The sequence below is a fragment of the Flavobacterium xueshanense genome, from assembly GCF_900112975.1.
GTDB lineage: Bacteria > Bacteroidota > Bacteroidia > Flavobacteriales > Flavobacteriaceae > Flavobacterium > Flavobacterium xueshanense.
In genome coordinates this window covers 46,936-68,953 of record NZ_FONQ01000006.1, presented here as the reverse complement: position 1 = coordinate 68,953, position 22,018 = coordinate 46,936, and the positions used below count along the sequence as shown (strand labels likewise).

Below are 22,018 nucleotides of genomic sequence, written 5' to 3'. Positions count from 1 at the left end.
AACACAATGAAATATTACAGTTTAAACCATAACGCACCCAAAGTTTCTTTTCAAGAAGCTGTAATTCAAGGATTAGCCATTGATAAAGGATTATATTTTCCGGAAACGATATTGCCTTTGCCTCCCACTTTTTTTGATGCTATCGAAAATAAGAGCAATGAAGAAATTGCCTTTGAATCGATTCAACAATTTGTGGGCGACGAAATCCCAGAAGCCACTTTAAAACAAATCATTGCCGAAACGTTGTGTTTTGATTTCCCTGTGGTTGAAGTGGAAAAAAACATTTATTCCCTTGAATTGTTTCATGGTCCAACTATGGCTTTCAAAGATGTAGGCGCGCGTTTCATGTCTCGTTGTTTGGGTTATTTCAATAAAGACAACAAAGACAGTAAAAATACCGTTCTTGTAGCTACTTCTGGTGATACCGGTGGTGCTGTAGCAAGTGGTTTCCTTGGCGTAAAAGGTGTAGAAGTGATTATACTTTATCCATCCGGAAAAGTGAGCGATATTCAGGAACGACAATTGACCACTTTAGGACAGAATATAAAAGCGCTTGAAGTGGATGGTGTTTTTGATGATTGTCAGGATATGGTCAAAAAAGCATTCTTGGACGAAAGTCTAAAACATAAAAACCTGACTTCGGCGAATTCGATAAATATCGCGCGTTGGTTACCGCAAATGTTTTATTTCTTCTTTGCGTATAAAACATTAAAAAAACAAAACAAACCGTTAGTTTTCTCATGCCCAAGTGGGAATTTCGGAAATATTTGCGCGGGCATTATTGCAAAAAAAATGGGATTGCCAATCGAACATTTTGTAGCGGCTACGAATCTAAATGATACAGTTCCACGGTTTTTAGAAAACGGAATTTATGACCCAAAACCTTCCAAAGCGACAATTTCGAATGCGATGGATGTGGGAAATCCAAGTAATTTTATCCGAATTCAGGAAATGTACCTAAATGATTTGGAACAATTCAAAAAAGATTTTTCTTCGTTTATGTTCTCTGATGCAGAAACGATTGAAGCTATGAAAACCATTTACAATACCGATGGTTACATCGCAGAACCGCACGGAGCTGTTGGTTATTTGGGTTTGAAAAAAGAATTACAAAATCACCCGAATGCGATTGGTATTTTCTTAGAAACCGCTCACCCAATTAAGTTTTTAGACACCGTAGAACCAACATTAAATGTAAAACTTCCGATTCCTACACAAATTGAAAGCGTATTGGGAAAGGAAAAAGTGAGCGTAAAAATTAAAACGTATGAGGATTTGAAAGCTTTTTTGGAATAAAAAATGTTTGTCCAATCAAATAAAAAACGACTAAGAATCCAATTTTAGCTGTTTTTTTGTCGCTAAATAAGTCTAGTTATAAAGTGGTTCTAAACTTGTATTTTGGAACCACAAAACAATTCTACGCGTTTTAGACTTTCATTTTAAATATATAATTATGAGTATTTTACAGAGAAGCAAAACAATACCTTACTCCACAAAAAAATAAAATTCCATATCTGAAAATATAGCTTGAATATGATTTAAATTATACCTAATTTTGCAAAAAAATTGAGTTGTCTCTATTCAGGTCTTTTGCGAGTAAAAAAACAAACCTGAACCCCATTAAAAAAACAACTAAGTATTTGAGAAGCTGTTTGAATTTTAACTAAAAATTCAACGGACTAAAAAATACTTCAAAAAAACTACCTGATAAAGTAGCTTCCCATATCAACATAATTTATTAAAAGAAGGAGAAAAAAGTTTATGACGGATCATAGCATGAATGCTGTTAGTTTTGAAATTGAATTATTGGATAAGCACAAAGATTATAGGAATCAATATAAGTCAAATGATTTGTATTGGGGCGTAGGAATCGAAAATGAATGTTATTTAGAGTTTGAAAACCATCGTGTGGTTGACAAAGATTTTTTACTGACTAAAGGACTTCATGAAAAGTATAGTGTTAATCATTTTAAGAATTACAAAGAAAACATATACCAGAATTCATTGCTGAAAATACTATCCGATAAAGAATATTATTTGCCGGTACTGATGAACTCCCATTCGTTTACAAAAACGGACATCAACAACCAACATAAGACTTTTGACCCCATAGATAATGAACCAAATCCTGAATATTCAGGGGAAAGTATCTTTGAAATATTACAAAAAAACAATCCTTATTTTATAGACGAGCTTCAAAAAGAATTCATTTTTGACGGTGACACAGTTGAATTTGTTACGCAAAAATTTTACAAAACAGATATTGACTCGGCCATTGCTGAACTGGCAACAATAAAACAAGGTTTCATAAACAACTTACAAAGCGCCTTTGATAAAGATAAAATCTTTACGGAATATGGCACTATAAAAATATGTTCTAAAAACCATCCTTTTGCGATATTTATTTCAAACAACACTAATTATTCTGTTTTTAATAATATGACCTATCACTTCAATTTAACTATTCCTACTGAGTTAAATAAAGATGGTGAAATTAAAGACAAAATAGGTTTTATAAAAAAACACCAGAGAGCAATTCGATTATTCCAATGGTTGAGCCCATTATTTATGATAAAATTCGGTTCTTCTGATTATTTATCGCACAATGACAGCAGCGTCAATTTAACAAAAGCATCACAACGATGTGCCATGTCGAGATACATTGGGGTTGGAACCTATGACACCAATGTAATGAAAACAGGGAAAATCGTCCAGATGAATTTTGACGAACATCCGATGCATGAGAATCCGCTGTGGTGGGTGAACCGCTATTCTGAAATATCAGATTATGAAAAAATTGATAAAATTGGGCTAGACATCAATTTTCACAAGCACAAAAATCATGGCATTGAATTTCGAATATTTGATTATTTCGATGAAAAGCACTTACAGGAGGTTTTGAATTTTCTTGTTTTTATTATGGATCATGCCTTGTTAAACGAAATCGAAAATCCGATTTGCGATTTGGAATGGAATAACTTTGTCTACGAATCTATTATCCACGGCAAGGAAACGCATGTACCATCAAAATTCATCGGCCTTTTAGAAAACATATTGTCTATTACGATAGAATCGAATGATCCTTTAGAAATTTACGATCAAATATTCAGCAGTTTACACGCTACCTATTATGAAAAAGGCTTTTGTAGTTCTTTACTAATTAAAAAATAAGCATGCATCACAAATGCAAGTTGTCTTTTTAGAATAAGCTCTATACAATTACCCTTCTTGTTGACTGTAAGCCCGCAAGAAGGGTATTTATTAATACGGTTTTTTTTTTAAAACTATTCGTGATAATAAAAGATTGCAGCCGCATATCCTTTTTCCGGATCTTTATTGTCCCACCAATCTTTTCTGATTTCTGAAAAATAATTGTAATTATCCGCTCCTGCTTGCGATTGCAACGGATAAATGACTTTGCCGTCTTTCCTAAAGGCTTTATCAGTATCCGTTTCCGGAACGACCACTACAATATGCCCTGATTTATTCAGGATAAATCTTTTGGCACAGATGATTCCTACTCCTCCATTAGCATTTACTTTCTTTTGAAGTTCATCAACATCATCGATTCTTTCCCAACCAAACTCACTTCCCGATTGCAAAAACCAATCGTAGATATAATTGGAATAAAAAGGCCTTACCGTTTCATCAAAAACCAATGATACTTCGTTCCCTTTCTCCAGTTGCTCAATTGCCTTATCAGTCCATCTCAGTCTGGGGATATAGACTTTGGCAAAAAAACAATAATCAAAAGTATAAATATTGCAATAAGTATCCGATGCGTCTTTCTGATACCGGAAACTTTTTGAAACATTTAGCACGGTAATTATCTTACGAATTGATCTCAGTTTAGACTCCAGACTCGTTAAATCTCTAAACGGAATTGAAGGATCGCCAATAGGTTTGTACGTTTCCTCTTTACTGTCCAGACTTGCTACGGCACCCGGCTCAAAATTGGGTACTTCGATATCCATACTTTTTTGATTAGTTTCATCGACAAGCTCGATGTCTTTTGAAAACACAAACCCCTCTTTTTCAGTGTTCAAAAGCTTTACTTTCCACCAATCTGATGCTGTTTTTTCAATTAATTTAACGGTATGTCTAAAAGGTATTTGTATTAAAATTTTGGAATTATCCTGCGTTGCCGGAAAATCTCTTAGATTTAATGACGGAGTAGCGACTCTATATTTCATACTAATCAGTTAATTATAAATGATTCTACTGCCAAAATACTAAAAACAACCAAGAAAGCATCACAGGAAACCATTATTTTTTAGATTTTTTTTAAACTAATTCTAAAAAATAACAGCACCAAACAGCAATAAGAAGTACTATTTGGTCTGAAGAAAAAGGGAGTTTGCCTATTAAGATTTAGAAGGAATTGAGAGTGTTTCTGATGATGGATTTTAGGATTTATTCTAAAAAACAAACCGACTGAAAAGTAATTATTAGTGTTTTTTATGGAAATAATTTGAATTAATGTAAAATCGAGCGCAGTCGAAATTCTTTTTATTCTAAATTAGTTTACTGTAAGTAAAATCATTATGTTTGGTTAGCATAAAAAATAAATTATAGTACATATTAAACAAATATGGACCTATAGTCGCTACAAAGTAGCGAGTAAACAGAAGTTAGCTGATATGCTTTAAGAAATCGGGTAATCAGTAAATTTTAATTATATTCCACAGCTAAAACCAAACAAATGAGCGATACCAGTAAAGTTTTAAATCTTTATCCGATTGATTATCCTTTCGAAACATTAATTCAGCGAGCAAATTCAAACCCTCCTAAATTAATATTAAATCCAGAGTTCCAAAGAAAATATAAGTGGGATAAAGATGGAAATGAAAGATCCTCAAAATTTATTGAATCCTGTCTAATGAGAATTCCATTACCGGCTTGTTATTTCGCGGAAAATGATAACGGATATCACGATGTTATTGATGGTGTCCAAAGAATAACCACTATCAAAAAATTCTTTAATGATGAATTTAAACTTGAAAGAATGACCGTTTTTCGAGAGTTAGAGGGAAAATTGTTTTCTGAACTCGGAGATTATAAAAATGAACTTGAAAGCACAACAATTCGATGCGTTATTCTTAGAAAAGAAAATCCTAAAGAACTTGTCAAAGAAATTTTCGCTCGTTTAAATCAAGGAGCTGTTCAACTTTCGGATCAAGAGATAAGACACGCTATTTATCCTGGAAATCTTGATAGTTTACTTATTGAACTTGGCGGACATCATTTTATTAACGCATTTGGTAAAGGAAAATCAGGCACTAAAGAAAAAGACAGTCGCGAACAAGAGGAAATGATATTACGCTTTTTTGCGATGCAAAATGATTTGGGAGATTATGAAAATAAACTTTCAAAATATTTAGACAAATATATTGAGACAAATCAAAACCCCGATGAAGCAACAATTAATCAATTAAAAAAGGATTTTACAGAAACGCTCGAAAAATGTTTATTCGTATTTAATAATAATCCTTTTGTTGATATAACAAAAACGAAGCAAAGACAAAGTTTAGTTTATTACGATTTGTTAATGTGGAGCTTTAAAGGCTTATCAATAGAGTTTTTAACCGAACATAAAGCAAGCATATTGACGAAGTTCAATGAGCTTTGTAACGAACCAAATTTCACAAAGAGTCTCTCTGGTGGACTTCAGTCTAAATATTCGATATTAATAAGACGTCAACTTTGGACTAAAAAACTGGAAACACTTAATGGATAAAACGCCGTACAAAGAATCATATATTTTGCAGTTAGAGAAGTTGTCGTCAATTATTGAGGATACAAATAGTCGTATAATTTCCGATCCACCGGATTCGCTAATTTATGATAATGCTAATTTTTTCACTAAAGCATTTTTAATAACGATGTGTGCATATCTGGAATCTTACTTAAAAGATTCATTAATGACCATAGTTGATGACACAAATGCCAAATTAGTTTCTGCAAAATTGCCACATAACTTAATTTTGTGGGGTTTAGGTGCAAAAAAAGATATTAAAGAAACAGATTTAAAATTTAAAAGCCTCAAACTGGAAATAAAAAAGAAAGACTTAGATGATTCCATTTCAGGAAACCCTTTCAAAACAAGAGATTTATTTAAAAAATTTGGAATTGAACTTGAAAAAAATTCAGAATTCAACATACAAAAAGAAGCTATAAATTCAATCGTTGTGAAAAGAAATAAAATTCTTCATCACAATGATGAAGCATCAGATGTTTCTAATAAAGATTTGACTGAAAACATCATAGCGCTTAAAAAATATATTATTAATATAGATGAGCTAATTTGTAAACATTTAGATTAAAATTTAACCCGATCGCGCTCGCAATAAAAACCAACCGGAAAAAATATGAACACAACAGAACAAGTGTCACAACAGCAAAAGTCATCAAAGTTCAGTATCAAAAACATTTTTGTTCCGGACTACGAAAACTACGAAGGGGTTCGCAGAATCAATATTTATGTGATGCGGCTGTTTTTCGCGTTAATGTTTGTTTTTGTTGCTACAGATTCCTGGAAGTTTATTCTTACACATGAAGGTGCATGGGACCCCATAAAAGCTGTTGCTTGGTGTACTTGGGCTGCTTATTCAACATTGGCACTTTTAGGAGTATTCCATACGTTGCGAATGTTACCCATTATGCTTTTTATGATTTTCTACAAAGGACTTTGGCTTATTGTTGTCGCACATCCTTTATGGTCCGCAGGCACGCTAAAAGGTTCACCAGCAGAAGAAATGGCGTATATGTTCATAGGAATTATTATACCGATACTTTTCATGCCTTGGAAATATGTATTCAAAAAGTACATTATATTAGAGAAGAAAAAGAAATGATTTAATCAGTAAAAAACCAAAACGGCTGAGAAAATTTTTTCAGCCGTTTTAGTTTTTATCACATTTTATTAAACTTAAATTTTTGTCCGCCAACTGATGCCTCGTACATGAGTCCTCCCTTTTGCATGGTGAAGACCATCACGCCATTCGTATATTTTACATTTGCGGAAGCGCCTTCAGTTGCCGCAACTGCTGAGGCTTGTGCCGAAAACTCGAATCGGCTTTCTTTAAAACGGTCCATTTCATTTTTGGACTCAAAAAATATTACTTCCCGATACGCTTGTCCGCCCGCTTGAAATCCTATGCTCACTTGCGACAGCTTGGCCATACCCACTCGCTTGTTCTGTTCATAAACGACACCGTTGCCCGCTGCTCCTCCAATTCCGAATCCTCCTTTGCCCACATTAGGAAAAATAACATAGCCGTATGCTTTATCAAAAAGTGCTTTCATCAACGGATCACTTTTGATAAATTCTTTCTTTGCGGTTTCGCTATCAGCAATAATTTTATTCTTTTTAGTGGTCGTTTGCCCAAATATTAATGCTGTGTTTAGAACACAAACCATTACTATTAACCAAATACTATTTAGCTTTTTCATAATTATAACTTTTAAATTGTTTGCTACGCTTCTTTAGATAAAGATAAAAAAAAATCTTTACTTAAAAACACAAAATATTGATTATCAATAATTTAATTTTTTTCTTTAACAAATTAATTGTAGCGTAAAAAAAACCAGGGTAATAAAGAGAATCTACAGCGAGATGCAATTGTGTAAACCTTTTTTCTACCTTTGAAAAATACGAAAACACAAGACTATTACGGATGATTACAAAAGCAACACTAGAGAACGTTTCGCAATTAAATAAATTAATCAATTCAGCGTACCGCGGGGAATCCTCCAAAAAAGGATGGACAACTGAAGCAAACATTTTGGAAGGACTCAGAACTACTGAAGAAGAACTGACTGAAACCATTCAAGACCATAAAAATACAATTCTAAAATTTACGGAAAATAACCAGATTATAGGTTGTGTTTTATTGGTCGAAAAAGAGCAGCAATTGTATTTAGGGATGCTGACGGTTTCACCCGAATTACAAAACAGTGGCGTTGGAAAAAAATTACTGCAACAGGCAGAAATTCATGCTTTGGAATTAGGATTGCACAAAATTGTAATGACTGTAATTTCTGTTCGTAAGGAACTGATTGCTTGGTACAAACGCAACGGTTATCAGGATACGGGCACAAAAGAACCGTTCCCGGCAAGTGATGTTCATATTCCTATTACAGAAGAACCTTTGGAATTTATTGTTATGGAAAAAAGGATTGGATGATTTTTATTAACTGATTTTTCATTTGAATCAAGGATTGGAATGTGCCGTTAGGAATTAAATATTGGTGGCAATTAGATATGAAATTTGTTAACGTGCTTTAGGTACGCAACATTCACCTTTTCGTTGCGTTCCCACGGCACGCTAAATTCGTTCTACTTCATTTTTTCTACCAAGATAAAGTGCTTTACAGCAAAAAGAGGGCTTTCAATACTTAATCCAATTGGTACATGAATCAAATTTTTGTTTGGTAAGAAATAAATTAACTTTTATTGTTCATTTTTCATTCCGAATGAAAAGTAATAAAGTTTGAATCAATCCATTAGAATTATTATTCTTTAGTCAAAATAAAATGGCAACTACTCCCAAAACACTTGTTGTAAAAGATTTAGAAGAAAAATCAATTCTAGTTTCCAGAACATTTAGCGCCCCGCTTGAAGAAGTTTGGCGTGGCTGCACGGAAAGTGAATTGTTAGAACAATGATGAGTGACAAAACCTTGGAAAACTGAAACAAAAACGATTCACTTTTCTTTTGGCGGTCACTGTTTGTGCGCTAAAGTAGAACCTCAAAATGAAAAATATTGGGTACACATGGATTAGAAAGCCATAACGCCGCATTTAAGTTTTGAAATTAAAGATAGTTTTTGTGATGATGAAGGAAACGTAAATTCTTGGTTGTCGGTTTCTTAAGAAATCATTGTTTTTACTGCCACAGCATCAGGTATTTCAGTAGAATTGAAAATGTTTTATTCCAATGAAAAAGCAATAGAAACCATAATTGAAATAAGCTTTGAATAAGGTAATACCGCTTGTCTTTAGCAATTGGAAATATTATTTCAAGAAAATAAAATTTAATGATTTTCAATCAGGAGATGAAAATATTTAAGTTTTTTCGGGTAACTCAATTAGGAGATTGCGGCAACATCCTAAATTTTTTCTCTAAAAAATAAATATAAAGCCAAAAACGAGACCGCAATGTAATTAATTTAAAAATTTATAAGATTGATTTAAAGTTACTTATTCCTATCCGGTAGGAGAAATTTTAAAGTAAGATAATAAATAGCAATAGACTCCAGAATGGAAATTATAACCGAGAAAAATTTAGTTTGCACCAGAGTAACTATGCATTCACATACTTTTTAAAAAACACTGGACCCCTATTTTCTACTCCTTATAAAATTCACTATTTTTGCGGTATAAAATTTTAGTCATGTCAAACAAGAAATACAAAATAGCAGTCATTCAATTAAACCTTAATGATATTGCCGAAAACAACCTGATAAAATGTTTGAGTTGGGTTCGTGATGCTGCAAACCTTGGTGCCGAGGTGATTTCATTACCGGAATTATACAGCAGTCATTATTTTTGTCAAAGCGAAGATGTAGATAATTTTGCTTTGGCAGAACCATTGTACAGCACTTCGTTTATTGCTTTTAGCGCTTTGGCAAAAGAATTAGGCGTGGTAATTATTGTTCCTTTCTTCGAAAAAAGAATGGCAGGAATCTACCACAACAGTGCGTACATTATTGACACAGACGGTTCAGAAGCAGGATTGTATCGTAAAATGCACATTCCGGATGATCCACATTTTTATGAGAAATTCTATTTCACACCCGGTGATTTGGGTTTTAAAACGATTCCAACTAAAAAAGGAAAGGTTGGAACGCTGATTTGTTGGGACCAATGGTATCCTGAAGCGGCTCGATTAACTGCTTTGCATGGTGCAGAAGTCTTGTTTTACCCAACAGCAATTGGATGGCACCCCAGTGAAAAAGATGAATATGGAGTAAACCAACATGGTGCTTGGATGAGTGTAATGAAAGGTCACGCTGTTGCAAATGGCGTTTATGTGGCAGCAGCAAACAGGATCGGTTTAGAACAATACTTGCCTGATACGGCGGGAATTCAGTTTTGGGGATCTTCGTTTATTGCGGGACCACAAGGCGAAATTTTGGCGCAAGCCTCACACGATAAAGAAGAAATTCTTATTGCCGAAGTAAATTTAGACTTACAAGAAAATGTGCGTCAGAACTGGCCTTTCTTTAGAGACAGAAGAATAGACGCTTTTGGTGATATCATAAAAAGAGCAATTGACTAATGATGAAAACGACCAATAACAGAAGATTCCCTGCTGAGTGGGAAAAGCAACAAGGAATTTTACTTTGTTTTCCACACAACGGCAAGGATTGGCCAGGAAAATATGAAGCGGTTCAATGGGCTTTTGTAGAATTCATTAAAAAAGTGGCTACTTTCGAACAAGTCTTTTTGGTAGTCGCGGATGAAAACCAAAAAGAAAAAGTCAATACGATGCTGGAAACAGCTCATATTGAACTAACTAATGTTTCGTACATCATTCATAAAACCAACAGAAGTTGGATGCGTGATTCGGGTCCAATTATTGTGAAAAACGGAACCGAAAGAGAAGCTTTAAACTTTAATTTCAATGGCTGGGCTAAGTATAAAAACATTCAATTAGACAAATTTATCCCTGCAAAAGTGGGCGAATTTCTCCATATTCCTGTGACTCAAGTGATGTACAAAGGAAAAGCGGTAATCGTTGAAGGTGGTGCGATTGACACTAATGGACGCGGTACTTTACTGACTTCAGAAGAATGCTTAATGCACCCCGATATTCAGGTTCGGAATCCAGATTTCACCAAAGCCGATTACGAAGCCGTTTTCAAAGAATACCTTGGAATTACAAATGTGATTTGGTTAGGTGACGGAATTGAAGGCGATGATACGCACGGACATATTGATGATTTATGCCGATTTGTCAACGAGGATACGATTGTTACCATTGTAGAAACAGATCCAACCGATAAGAACTTCAAACCTTTGCAAGAAAACTTAAAACGATTGCAAAACGCCAAACTGGAAAATGGAAAATCACCTGTAATTGTGGTTTTACCAATGCCAAAACGTTTAGAATTTGACGGATTAAGATTACCCGCCAGTTATGCTAATTTCTTGATTTTGAACAATTGTGTTCTGGTTCCGACTTTTAACGACAGTAACGATAGAAAAGCGCTGAATATCCTTTCAGAATGTTTTCCTGATAGAGAAATCATCGGAATTAGTGCAACTGATTTTATATGGGGTTTTGGAACATTGCACTGCTTAAGTCAGCAAATTCCGGAATAGATTTAAAATAAAGAAATAAAAAAGACTTGTAGATTTAATTCTTACAAGTCTTTTCTCTTTTATGATGTCTGGGAACTATTTATCTTTTGTAAATGGTATCTTTTGTCCTTCGGGAACAGTCATATCAAATCCGTTTAGATTGTCATCAAATTGAAATTTAAGTCCCGCTTGTTTCGACTCGAAACTATTTTTTCCTGTAGGTTCCACCGTAAAACTAGGATAATTCGTTATCAAAACATTTAACGTACCATTTTTTTCTGAAAAAGTAATTTTTAGCGGTGCCATTTTAGTAGAATATGTTCCTAAGTAACCATCCAGAATTACATCTTTTTCAATCAAACCTTTAGCTGCTGTCCAAGTGTTATTCCCTTCATTACTGTCCGGTAAAACATGATCCGGATCTAGCGTGATACTCTCAATTTCCTCGGTCGAATTATGTCTGAATGACCAAGCTTTGTTTTTTTGCCAAACTTCAACCGGTAATTTAACACGAGTTATTTTTCCACTTTTCGATTTTACGTCTAAACTTACCGGCATTGCCATTTTTTCGAAATTTTCAATAGAAATTATAACGCCTTTTTTAGGATCGTTTTTTACATATTTTATCGAATTAATTCCTTGGTCTAAACGCCAATTATATTGGAACCAACCTCTCCAAAACCAACTTAAATCTTCTCCTGCAACATTTTCAATTGTTCTGAAAAAATCGTCTGGTTGCGGATGTTTGTATGCCCAACGCTCGACATAGGTTTTCAATGCTAAATCAAAACGTTCCGGTCCCAATACTTGTTCGCGCAAAATCACTAATCCCGAACTTGGTTTTGAATAGGCTAAAAGACCAATATTACTCTCTTTCATATTATCCGGAGAACTCATTATGGTTTCAAGATTAGGACTTGTGTACACTTCCGCTCTTTGATGCATATCAGCTGGCTTGACTTTGTATTCGCCATTATTAAAATCTATGGAGCTCAATGAATTAATAAAAGTATTAAAACCTTCATCCATCCAGGCAAACATTCTTTCATTTGACCCAACAATCATAGGAAACCAAATGTGTCCAAATTCGTGATCTGTAACACCCCATAAATCAGCTCCCTTTGACTCCCAACTACAAAAAACAATTCCTGGATATTCCATTCCTCCTTCATTACCGGCAACGTTGGTAGCTGCAGGATACGGATATTCCAACCATCTTTTAGAATAATTCTCTATAGTCGCTTTCGTATATTCTGTTGAACGTCCCCATGCTGCTTCACCGGCACTTTCAATAGGATAAACTGATATTGCCAACGATTTTTTTCCACTTGGCAAATTTATTTTTGCTGCGTCTAAAATAAATGACGCTGACGAAGACCAAGAAAAATCACGAGCATTTTTAATTTTATAATTCCATGTTTTAGTAGTTGCTGAAACCATTTTAGATGAATTTTCAACTTCGGCAGCAGTACGAATAAAAACAGTCTTATCACTTTGTTTTGCTTGAGCTAATCTACTTTGCTCCACAGTAGAATAAACCGCTGTAGGATTTAGCAATTCGCCGGAAGCAACCACAATATGATTGGATGGCGCTGTAATGCTCACATCAAAATCACCATATTCCAGATAAAATTCCGAAGCTCCCAAATACGGATTCGTATTCCAACCTCGAACATCATCATACACACACATGCGCGGATACCATTGCGCAATAGTGAAAATTTTACCGTTTTTAGTTTCCAGAATTCCCATTCTGTCCGACCCTTCAAAAGGCCCAATAAAGGAAAAATCGATTTTGATTTTAACAGAACCTCCTTTAGCATTCAATCCTTGCGGAAGAAAAACCTGCATTCTAGTATCCGTAATGACGTACTTAGCTTCTTTTTCAGTAGAAACTCCTTTCAAAGTAGTAATTACTTTTACCGATTTTATTTTATGACCACCATCAAAAATTTGGCCTTGAGCCCCATTTCGGCTTCCTTTCAAAGGCACAACTGCATTTCCACGAGAATCCGCTTTGAATAAATTCTGGTCTAAGTTCATCCAAACAAAAGCCATTTTATCCGGGCTGTTGTTCGTATACGTGATAACTCCTGTTCCGGAAATTTCATTGTTTTTTTCATCTAGTTTCGCCGTTAACTTATAATCGGCACTGTTTTGCCAATATTCAGCTCCAGGCTGACCACTGGCTGAACGCGTACTTGTTCCATTCTTTGAATAAAAAAACGGGGCAAATGCATCATGGTAATCGTACTTTGAAACTGTAGAAGCAGATGCATTTGCTGGGGTTTGTTGCGCCCAAATAGATGCAACTCCTAATAATAAAGTCAAATGTAAATAGACTCTGAAGCGGATATTTTTCATTTTTTTGTATTTATATCACAAATTAATGAAAAAAAAGAGAATTTCGAACTATTGAGTTGGAATTGATTCCATTTTAAATCAATAAAATCATGCAGAAAGCCAATTAGAATTAAAAATTATAAAATATATTTACCATCGAAAATCAATTTTTAAATTAAAGACGAACAATTTTGACAACCATAATAAAAAATTCAATACTCACGGCTGAAATCAAACATTTTGGTGCTGAATTAATTTCTTTAAAAACGAATTTGAATAAAGAATACATTTGGGAAGGAAATCCAGAATTTTGGGGCAAGCACTCTCCTGTTTTATTTCCAATTGTTGGTACATTAAAAAATAATTTGTTTCATTTTAACGGAATGGAATATAATTTATCGCGACACGGTTTTGCCAGAGACATGGAATTTGAATTAATTGATGTGACCGAAAATAGTGCTGTTTTCTCCATACAATCTTCAGGAGAAACAGTAAAAATGTATCCTTTTGAATTTGAATTACAAATCATTTACACTTTACACGAAAATAATTTATCAATTACATATAAAGTAATAAATAACGGAAAAACTGCGATGCCGTTTTCCATTGGAGCACATCCTGCTTTCGCTTTGCCAAATCAATTTGAAAACTATGCTGTTGCTTTTGAAAAAGAAGAATCTTTGGAATATTATCTTTTGGAGAATGATTTAATTTCAAATAAAACCAAGAAACTAGAAGTTCATAATAAACAGGTTCCGTTAGCGTATGAATTATTTGAAGACGATGCATTGATTTTTAAAACAATCAAATCAAAATCGTTGACGATTTTAGAAAATGAAAATCCAATTTTAAGAGTACATTTTGAGGATTTTCCAAATTTAGGAATTTGGACCAAAATGAAAGCGCCTTTTATTTGTATTGAGCCTTGGTTTGGTTATTCGGATACCACTGAAAATTCCGGAAATCTATTCGAAAAAGAAGGCATTCAAATTTTAGAATCAAATGCAACTTTCCATTCAAAATTCAGTATTGAAATACTTTAATTCCTAAAATATGTTAACTATAAACTTCAGTCCATTTCCAAATTTAGAAACCGAACGCTTACTTTTGAGAAGAGTAGACAGCAATGATGTAAAAGAGATTTTCGCATTGCGATCTAATCCCGAAACCATGAAATATATTCCAAGACCTTTAGTAAAAACGAATGAAGATGCGTTAGAACACATTGCAATGATTGACAGTAAAATAGATAGTAATGAAGGTATAAATTGGGCTATTACGTTGAAAGATAACCCCAAACTTATTGGAGTTATTGGTCATTACATGATAAAACCCGAAAATTATCGCGCCGAGATTGGGTACATGTTATTGCCTGAATTTCATAGAAAAGGAATTATTTCTGAAGCAGTGAAAGAAGCCGTAAACTATGGATTTACTGTTATGAAATTGCATTCGTTAGAGGCTGTAATTGATCCTGATAATCATGCTTCTGCGAAAGTTTTAGAAAAAAATGGTTTTGTTAAAGAAGCCCATTTAAAAGAAAATAAATTTTTTGATGGTCAATTTCTGGATACCGTAATTTATTCTATTTTGAATAGGTAGCACTTGTGTTGTATGACTAAAATAAATGAGGGTGTTAATTAATTTCAACAAAAAATTTGAATTATTAATATTACATTTGCAATAATCAGAATTAGTATTTAATTGGTTTTACGTGTTAGAAAACTCTTTTTATGAAAAAATTATTTATTGTTTTTTTCCTGCTCTTCTCAATCTTATTACAAGCTCAAACGTATGTAAAAGCTAATGCTTTTACTACATTTTTGACAATTCCAAACGTGGGTATTGAAACCAGTATCGGAAAAAAATCGACCTTCCACTTCGATGCTCTAGCCTCTTTTTGGAAATCAGTAAATGGTAAACCCAGAGAATTTTATACTTTCACGCCGGAATACCGATACCATTTTAAAGAAAAATACAATGGTTTTTATGCTGGAGCGCATATTGGCGCGAGTATATTTAATTTTCAAAAATGGAATTTTATAAATACTAATTTGTATGAAAAAGGAGTGGGTTATTTTATAGGCGCAACCATTGGTTACCAGGTTAAAATCAATGATAAATTCATGTTAGACTGTTTCTTCGGTGGCGGTTGGCATCAAGGATTTTATAAAGGTTATGATCTAACTACCGGAGAACGATACGACAAAGCAAAAAACTATAACAAAAGCGGCGAATGGTTCCCGTATAGAGGTGGCGTAATGGTTTCTTACAAATTATAACTACCTTTTATTTTGTAAATTTATTGACTGATTTTAAGTATAAATCTTCCACTTGTTTTCTTGCCCAATCTGTTTTTCGTAAAAAAGTCAGACTGGATTTTACACTGGGATTGTCCGTAAAACATTTTATTTTAATGAGTTCTCCCAAAGTATCAAATCTATAATGAGCTACTAATTGTTCAACTATTGTTTGAAGTGTGATCCCGTGAAGCGGATCTTTCAATTTTAAATTTTCCATTTGGCAAATATATAAAATCGTGAAATACTAATTTTTTAAATTCATTCAAATGAAAAAAATTCTATTACTACTTGCACTATTATTTTTAAATATCAGTTTTGGACAACACAACATAACTACTTATTACTTCATTCGACATGCTGAAAAAGTCGATAATTCTCAAAATCCTGATCTATCTGAAAAAGGGTTGAAGAGAGCGGAACTTTGGAACAAAATATTTTCAGAAATTAGTTTTGATAAAATATATTCAACGGATTAAAAAAGAACTATACAAACCGCAAGTCCTACTGTTACAGCAAAAAAGATTCAAATAAAATTGTATAATCCTAAAACCCTAAACATTGAATCATTCAAAAAAGAAACTTTAGGAAAAAAAGTTTTAATCGTAGGACATAGCAATACCACACCGAAATTTGTCAATCAGATGATTAATCAAAAAGTATATGCAGCTATTGAGGATGGAACTTTTGGGAATCTTTATATGGTAACCGTAGTTGATAATATAATTTCTTATCAATTATTGAAATTAGAATAAAATACTCCTGAAGATGAAGTAAAAATAAAAAAAAGTCACTGTCGAATGATAGTGACTTTTTGTATTATCGTTAATTCCGACAGTTTTTTTTTTAAAATTTCATTCCTAATCCCATTCCTAAAATCAATGGATTTATAGTTACTTCAGCAGGAATACTGAGCCCTGTTGCTAAATTTGAAGCATCTACAGTGACGTCGGTTTTTAGAAATAATTTTTTAGCATCAACATTAATAAAAAAAGTCTCGTTCAACATTAAATCAAAACCAACTTGGAAAGCATAACCGACATTGTTTTTATAACTAACATTTTTAACTGTATTTCCATCCTCTACATTGTAAAAAATAGTATAGTTGACACCAGCACCAACATAAGGTTTAAATACTTTTTCTTCAAAAGGTGTAAAATGGTATTGCAATGTTAATGTTGGAGGCAATAACCAAACATTTCCTAAATCTATGTTGACATTAGTTGGTCCTCCAATAGCAGAAATATCGGAGCCGACAGTTTTAACATCGTGCTTGGTAGTTCCCAAAATTAACTCGGCTGCAAAATGCTTTGTGAAAAAATAAGTAAAGTCCATTTCTGGAACAAATGTGTTTGAAAGAGAGACATCACCTCCAATAATTCCGATTTTGGCACTTTCATATGGTATAACCGCAATTCCCCTGATTCGAGCCTGCCATTTTTTAAAATCCTGAGTACTATTTTGTTCTTGGGCTTGTGCATTTAATGTCAAAAAAGACACCGCCATAAAGGCTAAGATAATTTTTTTCATTTTAACTTTAGTTTAAATTGTTAAACAAATGTATGTTTGAGCCTTTCATTTTTAACTGATATAAATCATAGTTTGAAAATTATTTACACTTATTTTAGGGCTTATTACTAAATAAATTTTCAATTTTATTATACATTTGCAGTCTATGCTAAAAACAATAAATATATTCAATAAGAGAGCCAGATTCGACTATGAAATTATCGAAACATTTAATGCTGGAATTGTTTTGGCTGGTACCGAAATCAAATCCATTCGACTAGGAAAAGCAAACATCACAGAGAGTTTTTGTGAATTTAGCAATAATGAACTTTTTGCCATAAACACATATATCGAAGAATACACTTTTGGAAATCAATTTAACCACAAAGCCAGAAGCGAACGGAAATTACTTTTGAAGAAAAAGGAATTAAAAGGTTTGTTAAAAAGTGTTCAAGCCAAAGGATTAACAATAGTTCCTTTGAAGCTTTTTACCAATGAAAAAGGATTGGCTAAACTACAAATAGGCCTTTGTAAAGGTAAAAAAACTTATGACAAGCGCGAATCTCTTAAAGAACAGGATACCAAACGCGATCTAGACCGAATCAAAAAATCATTTTAAATAAGGTTAAATTGATTGAAATATTTTTTGTTTGAAAAAATGACTGAATTTGTCAAGACAATTTAAAACATTTACTTTGAAATGAAAACACTACTCAAAAATGCAAGAGAACAAAAAGGACTCAAAACTCGAGAAGTGTCTCAACTTTTAGGAATTGATCAAGCCTTAATTAGTAAATTTGAAAGTGGAACCAGAAAACCAACAAGAGAACAAGTTGTAAAACTAGCATCTTTGTTGGAAATCGATTTAGAAACCATAATGGTCGTTTGGCTTAAAGAAAAAATTATTTATGAAATTGGTCATGACGAGTTTGCACTAAAAGCATTACTCGTGGCTGAAAAAGAGATTAGATATCAAAGTAAACCCACAAAGAAAAAATTATCTACTACACTGCAGAAAGTATTAGACAAAGTAGATGCTTTGAAGACAAAACTAGATGGGTTTCGTCAATTTGACAGTTATCGCATTGCACAAGCTTTAGAGCTGGAATATACTTTTGAAAGTAACCGTATCGAGGGAAACACGATGACGCTTCGAGAAACTGATTTGGTTATCAATGAAGGTTTAACGATATCAGGGAAAAGCATGCGAGAACATCTTGAAGTAATCAATCATCATGAAGCAATTGCATTCATCAAAGATTTAATGCAAAGAAATAGTTCCATAAATGAACGAGAAGTACTGTCTATTCATAATCTTATTTTGAGAGGAATTCATCCTGAGGATGCGGGTCGTTATAGAAAAGTTCAAGTGATGATTCAAGGAAGCAGTCTTATGCCGCCACAACCTTTTCTGGTTGCCAAAGAAATGGAAGATTTTTTTATTTGGTATGAAACCAATAAATCAAGTCTTCATCCGATAGCTTTAGCTGCTGAAATGCACGAACGTTTGGTTACTATCCATCCATTTGTTGATGGAAACGGCAGAATTTCACGCTTGATTATGAACTTGATTTTATTGCAACATGGCTACATTATTGCTAATATAAAAGGTGACTATGAAAGTAGAATGCAATATTATCAAACACTTGAAGCAGCGCAAACTAAAAACAATAAAGAAGATTTTTTGTTGTTCATCGCTCAATTGGAAAAAGAAAGCTTAGAACGGTATTTAAATATTATTGGTCAATAAAAATACATCTTCAACTCCTTTTTCTTTGCTTAGCCAGCCCGTTATCGCTCGTGTGGGGAAAGGTTGGGGATGGGATTTTAATTTTTATCTTCTAATAAAGGAACGAATCGAAATTCTCCAAATTCATGCTTTTCGAATTGAGTTTCATTTTTCCTGATTAATAAAGTCATAATCTGTACTTCTTCTCCTACCGGAATTACGAGCCTACCTCCTATTCTAAGCTGTGCCATCAAAGGTTGGGGAATAAATGGTGCTCCGGCAGTAACAATAATACTATCAAAAGGGGCATAGTTTGGTAATCCTTTGTATCCATCTCCAAAAGAAATATGTTTGGGACGAATATTCAATTTTGGAAACAGAACAGATGTTTTTTTGAATAACTCGTTTTGCCTTTCAACACTATATACTTTTGCTCCCATAGTACACAAAACAGCCGTTTGATATCCGGAGCCGGTTCCTATTTCTAAAATTTTATGATCTTTTTTTACTTCTAATAATTGAGATTGAAAAGCTACAGTGTATGGTTGCGATATCGTTTGACCAGCTCCAATAGGAAATGCTTTATCTTGATAAGCAAAGTCTTCAAAACTGGAATTCAAAAATAAATGTCTTGGAATCTTTTTTATAGCATCCAAAACACTTTTATCTTTAATCCCTTTTTGCTCTAAAACGCTTATTAATTGATTCCGAAGTCCTTGATGCTTGGCTGTGTCTTTCAAAATTTAATGTTTTATTTTGGTAAAAATAGAAAACAATTTCTGAATTCAAATGTTGGATTATAAATTTTAAATTAACTGAAGAATTGTCCTGCATCAATAATAGATTAATCATTTTATTCCTATTTTTGTAAAAATTACATCATTATGCTGAAAATTGGAGTATTAGGTGCTGGTCATCTGGGAAAAATACATTTGCGACTATTACAACAATCTGATAAATATGAATTAGTCGGTTTTTATGACCCAAATCAAGAGAATGCCGAAAAGGTTTCTAAAGAATTTGGATATAAACATTTTAGCACAATTGCAACTCTTATTCATGCAGTTGATGTAATTGACATTGTTACCCCAACTCTTTCTCACTACAAATGTGCCAAAGTAGCCATCAAATCCGGCAAACATGTTTTTATAGAAAAACCCATTTCAAATACGGTGGAAGAAGCGGAAGAAATTATCGCCTTAGCAAAAGAATATAATGTTAAAGGTCAAGTTGGGCATGTGGAACGTTTCAATCCTGCATTCATCGCTACCAAAAACATGATTGAAAATCCTATGTTTATTGAAACCCATCGTCTTGCTGAATTCAATCCTCGTGGAACCGATGTTCCTGTAGTTTTAGATTTGATGATTCATGATATTGATGCTATTTTAAGTGTAGTAAAATCTAAAGTGAAAAATATAAATGCCAGTGGGGTTTCGGTCATCAGTGATACGCCGGATATTGCCAATGCAAGAATAGAATTCGAAAATGGTTGTGTTGCCAATTTGACAGCGAGCAGAATTTCGATGAAAAACATGCGTAAATCTCGTTTTTTCCAAAAAGACGCTTACATCTCGGTTGATTTCTTAGAAAAGAAATGTGAAGTGGTAAAAATGAAAGATGCTCCGGAAATTCCTGGCGATTTTGATATAATTTTACAAAATGCTGAAGGCGTAAAAAAACAAATCTATTTCTCCAATCCAGATGTAGATCAAAACAACGCAATTCTTGATGAATTAGAATCATTTGCCGATGCCATAAATAACAATACTACTCCTATTGTGACATTGGAACAAGCAACTGAAGCATTAAGAGTAGCGTACCAAATTATTGATTGTTTTAAAAAATAATCTTTAAATCCTAAAATTAAAATATTTTAATCCAAAATAAGAATGAAAACAATAGCTGTAATCGGAGCAGGAACAATGGGGAATGGAATCGCCCATACTTTTGCACAAAGCGGTTTTACCGTAAAATTAATAGATGTTTCTGAAAAATCATTAGATAAAGGAATGGCAACAATTGCCGCTAATCTAGACCGAATGATTGCAAAAGGAAGTATTACCCAAGAAGAAAAAGCTAATACGATTACCAATATTATAACTTACACGGATATCAAAGATGGTGTTGTAGGTGTAGATTTAGTGGTTGAAGCGGCAACTGAAAATGTAGAATTGAAACTAAATATCTTCAAGCAATTAAACGAAGCTTGTTCTCATAATACGATTTTGGCAACCAATACTTCTTCTATTTCTATTACTCAAATTGGTGCAGTCGTATCACATCCTGAACGTGTTATCGGAATGCATTTTATGAATCCGGTGCCTATTATGAAATTGGTAGAAATTATTCGTGGTTACGATACTTCGGACGAAGTAACTAAAATCATCATGAATCTTGCAGAAAAATTAGGAAAGACACCTGTTGAAGTCAACGATTATCCTGGTTTTGTTGCCAATAGAATTTTGATGCCAATGATTAATGAAGCTATCGAAACCTTTTATAACAAAGTGGCCGGTGTTTATGAAATTGACACTGTTATGAAACTTGGAATGGGTCACCCGATGGGACCTTTACAACTTGCTGATTTTATTGGTCTTGATGTATGTTTAGCCATTTTAAATGTAATGTATGACGGTTTCAAAAATCCAAAATATGCGCCTTGCCCATTATTAGTAAATATGGTTCGTGCAGGAAAAATGGGTGTGAAATCTGGAGAGGGTTTCTACGATTATTCTGAAAGCAAAAAAGCAGAGAAGATTTCTAAACAATTTATATAAAAGTTACCTTTTCCGGTCGCAGCTTTCAGGTTTTACGAATAACTGAAAAC

General features: G+C 33.5%; 24 protein-coding genes. 18 read left to right on the top strand and 6 right to left on the bottom strand.

Annotation, left to right across the window (positions count from 1 at the left end; translation table 11 throughout):
• The first annotated feature begins 6 nt into the window (after positions 1-6).
• Positions 7-1,296, top strand: coding sequence for a threonine synthase (gene thrC, locus BMZ76_RS07650; RefSeq protein WP_091204625.1), 1,290 nt, complete (start codon positions 7-9; stop codon positions 1,294-1,296).
• A 465-nt stretch (positions 1,297-1,761) separates the two neighbouring features.
• Positions 1,762-3,171, top strand: coding sequence for a hypothetical protein (locus BMZ76_RS07645; RefSeq protein ID WP_143071065.1), 1,410 nt, complete (start codon positions 1,762-1,764; stop codon positions 3,169-3,171).
• Positions 3,172-3,284: 113 nt separating this feature from the next.
• On the opposite strand, the gene BMZ76_RS07640 is transcribed toward BMZ76_RS07645, so the two are convergent.
• A complete protein-coding gene (locus tag BMZ76_RS07640; RefSeq protein WP_091204621.1) occupies positions 3,285-4,193 on the bottom strand; it encodes an SH3 domain-containing protein in 909 nt (302 codons plus the stop codon).
• A gap of 509 nt (positions 4,194-4,702) precedes the next feature.
• Between BMZ76_RS07640 and BMZ76_RS07635 the strand changes: the two genes are divergently transcribed.
• From BMZ76_RS07635 to BMZ76_RS07625, 3 genes are read left to right on the top strand one after another with little or no spacing between them, the layout of a single operon-like run.
• Positions 4,703-5,737: a DUF262 domain-containing protein gene (locus BMZ76_RS07635; RefSeq protein ID WP_091204618.1), complete on the top strand. Its 1,035-nt coding sequence runs from the start codon at positions 4,703-4,705 to the stop codon at positions 5,735-5,737.
• Positions 5,730-6,323 carry a HEPN domain-containing protein gene (locus BMZ76_RS07630; protein ID WP_091204616.1) on the top strand — a complete coding sequence of 198 codons (594 nt, stop codon included), beginning with the start codon at positions 5,730-5,732 and terminating at the stop codon, positions 6,321-6,323. Before BMZ76_RS07635 ends, BMZ76_RS07630 begins: the two co-directional genes overlap by 8 nt.
• A gap of 45 nt (positions 6,324-6,368) precedes the next feature.
• Entirely contained in the window at positions 6,369-6,854 is a 486-nt protein-coding gene (locus BMZ76_RS07625; protein ID WP_091204614.1) for a hypothetical protein, read from the top strand.
• A 58-nt stretch (positions 6,855-6,912) separates the two neighbouring features.
• Here BMZ76_RS07625 and BMZ76_RS07620 read toward each other — a convergent pair whose 3' ends face one another.
• Positions 6,913-7,452: a lipid-binding SYLF domain-containing protein gene (locus BMZ76_RS07620; protein WP_091204612.1), complete on the bottom strand. Its 540-nt coding sequence runs from the start codon at positions 7,450-7,452 to the stop codon at positions 6,913-6,915.
• Positions 7,453-7,676: 224 nt separating this feature from the next.
• On the opposite strand from BMZ76_RS07620, the gene BMZ76_RS07615 reads away from it, so the two are divergent.
• The 4 genes from BMZ76_RS07615 (at position 7,677) to BMZ76_RS07605 (ending at position 11,328) form a co-directional block, all read left to right on the top strand.
• Entirely contained in the window at positions 7,677-8,186 is a 510-nt protein-coding gene (locus BMZ76_RS07615) for a GNAT family N-acetyltransferase (protein WP_091204611.1), read from the top strand.
• Between the two features lie 349 nt (positions 8,187-8,535).
• Positions 8,536-8,667, top strand: coding sequence for an SRPBCC family protein (locus tag BMZ76_RS16300; protein WP_262987277.1), 132 nt, complete (start codon positions 8,536-8,538; stop codon positions 8,665-8,667).
• A gap of 727 nt (positions 8,668-9,394) precedes the next feature.
• Positions 9,395-10,282 (top strand): carbon-nitrogen hydrolase, encoded by an 888-nt coding sequence (locus BMZ76_RS07610; RefSeq protein ID WP_091204608.1) that lies wholly within the window; start codon positions 9,395-9,397, stop codon positions 10,280-10,282.
• On the top strand, positions 10,282-11,328 hold the full coding sequence (locus tag BMZ76_RS07605) for an agmatine deiminase family protein (RefSeq protein WP_396230397.1): 1,047 nt from the start codon (positions 10,282-10,284) through the stop codon (positions 11,326-11,328). The genes BMZ76_RS07610 and BMZ76_RS07605 overlap by 1 nt, the downstream gene beginning before the upstream one ends.
• A gap of 75 nt (positions 11,329-11,403) precedes the next feature.
• On the opposite strand, the gene BMZ76_RS07600 is transcribed toward BMZ76_RS07605, so the two are convergent.
• Positions 11,404-13,671, bottom strand: coding sequence for a M1 family metallopeptidase (locus BMZ76_RS07600; RefSeq protein ID WP_091204606.1), 2,268 nt, complete (start codon positions 13,669-13,671; stop codon positions 11,404-11,406).
• A 170-nt stretch (positions 13,672-13,841) separates the two neighbouring features.
• Here BMZ76_RS07600 and BMZ76_RS07595 point away from each other — a divergent pair, with 170 nt between their 5' ends.
• The 3 genes from BMZ76_RS07595 to BMZ76_RS07585 all read left to right on the top strand — a co-directional run bounded on the left by BMZ76_RS07595 (position 13,842) and on the right by BMZ76_RS07585 (position 15,932).
• On the top strand, positions 13,842-14,693 hold the full coding sequence (locus BMZ76_RS07595) for an aldose 1-epimerase family protein (protein ID WP_091204603.1): 852 nt from the start codon (positions 13,842-13,844) through the stop codon (positions 14,691-14,693).
• A gap of 10 nt (positions 14,694-14,703) precedes the next feature.
• Positions 14,704-15,252, top strand: coding sequence for a GNAT family N-acetyltransferase (locus BMZ76_RS07590; protein ID WP_091204600.1), 549 nt, complete (start codon positions 14,704-14,706; stop codon positions 15,250-15,252).
• Positions 15,253-15,383: 131 nt separating this feature from the next.
• The gene (locus BMZ76_RS07585; RefSeq protein ID WP_091204598.1) at positions 15,384-15,932 is read left to right on the top strand and encodes a DUF3575 domain-containing protein; all 549 of its coding nucleotides are present in this window, start codon (positions 15,384-15,386) and stop codon (positions 15,930-15,932) included.
• Positions 15,933-15,939: 7 nt separating this feature from the next.
• On the opposite strand, the gene BMZ76_RS07580 is transcribed toward BMZ76_RS07585, so the two are convergent.
• Positions 15,940-16,170, bottom strand: a complete 231-nt coding sequence (locus BMZ76_RS07580) for a VF530 family protein (protein ID WP_091204596.1) — start codon at positions 16,168-16,170, stop codon at positions 15,940-15,942.
• A 49-nt stretch (positions 16,171-16,219) separates the two neighbouring features.
• On the opposite strand from BMZ76_RS07580, the gene BMZ76_RS07575 reads away from it, so the two are divergent.
• Both BMZ76_RS07575 and BMZ76_RS07570 read left to right on the top strand, forming a co-directional pair.
• Positions 16,220-16,429, top strand: a complete 210-nt coding sequence (locus tag BMZ76_RS07575; RefSeq protein WP_091204593.1) for a histidine phosphatase family protein — start codon at positions 16,220-16,222, stop codon at positions 16,427-16,429.
• A gap of 57 nt (positions 16,430-16,486) precedes the next feature.
• Positions 16,487-16,705 carry a hypothetical protein gene (locus BMZ76_RS07570; RefSeq protein ID WP_091204591.1) on the top strand — a complete coding sequence of 73 codons (219 nt, stop codon included), beginning with the start codon at positions 16,487-16,489 and terminating at the stop codon, positions 16,703-16,705.
• A 91-nt stretch (positions 16,706-16,796) separates the two neighbouring features.
• Here BMZ76_RS07570 and BMZ76_RS07565 read toward each other — a convergent pair whose 3' ends face one another.
• The gene (locus tag BMZ76_RS07565; protein WP_091204589.1) at positions 16,797-17,480 is read right to left on the bottom strand and encodes an OmpW/AlkL family protein; all 684 of its coding nucleotides are present in this window, start codon (positions 17,478-17,480) and stop codon (positions 16,797-16,799) included.
• 145 nt (positions 17,481-17,625) lie between these two features.
• Here BMZ76_RS07565 and smpB point away from each other — a divergent pair, with 145 nt between their 5' ends.
• Positions 17,626-18,078, top strand: a complete 453-nt coding sequence (smpB, locus tag BMZ76_RS07560; RefSeq protein ID WP_091204586.1) for an SsrA-binding protein SmpB — start codon at positions 17,626-17,628, stop codon at positions 18,076-18,078.
• A gap of 81 nt (positions 18,079-18,159) precedes the next feature.
• Positions 18,160-19,209: a Fic family protein gene (locus BMZ76_RS07555; protein WP_091204583.1), complete on the top strand. Its 1,050-nt coding sequence runs from the start codon at positions 18,160-18,162 to the stop codon at positions 19,207-19,209.
• Between the two features lie 77 nt (positions 19,210-19,286).
• Here BMZ76_RS07555 and BMZ76_RS07550 read toward each other — a convergent pair whose 3' ends face one another.
• A complete protein-coding gene (locus tag BMZ76_RS07550) occupies positions 19,287-19,928 on the bottom strand; it encodes a protein-L-isoaspartate(D-aspartate) O-methyltransferase (RefSeq protein WP_091204579.1) in 642 nt (213 codons plus the stop codon).
• Between the two features lie 144 nt (positions 19,929-20,072).
• Here BMZ76_RS07550 and BMZ76_RS07545 point away from each other — a divergent pair, with 144 nt between their 5' ends.
• Both BMZ76_RS07545 and BMZ76_RS07540 read left to right on the top strand, forming a co-directional pair.
• Entirely contained in the window at positions 20,073-21,038 is a 966-nt protein-coding gene (locus BMZ76_RS07545; RefSeq protein ID WP_091204576.1) for a Gfo/Idh/MocA family protein, read from the top strand.
• Positions 21,039-21,080: 42 nt separating this feature from the next.
• A complete protein-coding gene (locus tag BMZ76_RS07540) occupies positions 21,081-21,968 on the top strand; it encodes a 3-hydroxyacyl-CoA dehydrogenase family protein (RefSeq protein ID WP_091204574.1) in 888 nt (295 codons plus the stop codon).
• Positions 21,969-22,018: the final 50 nt, after the last annotated feature.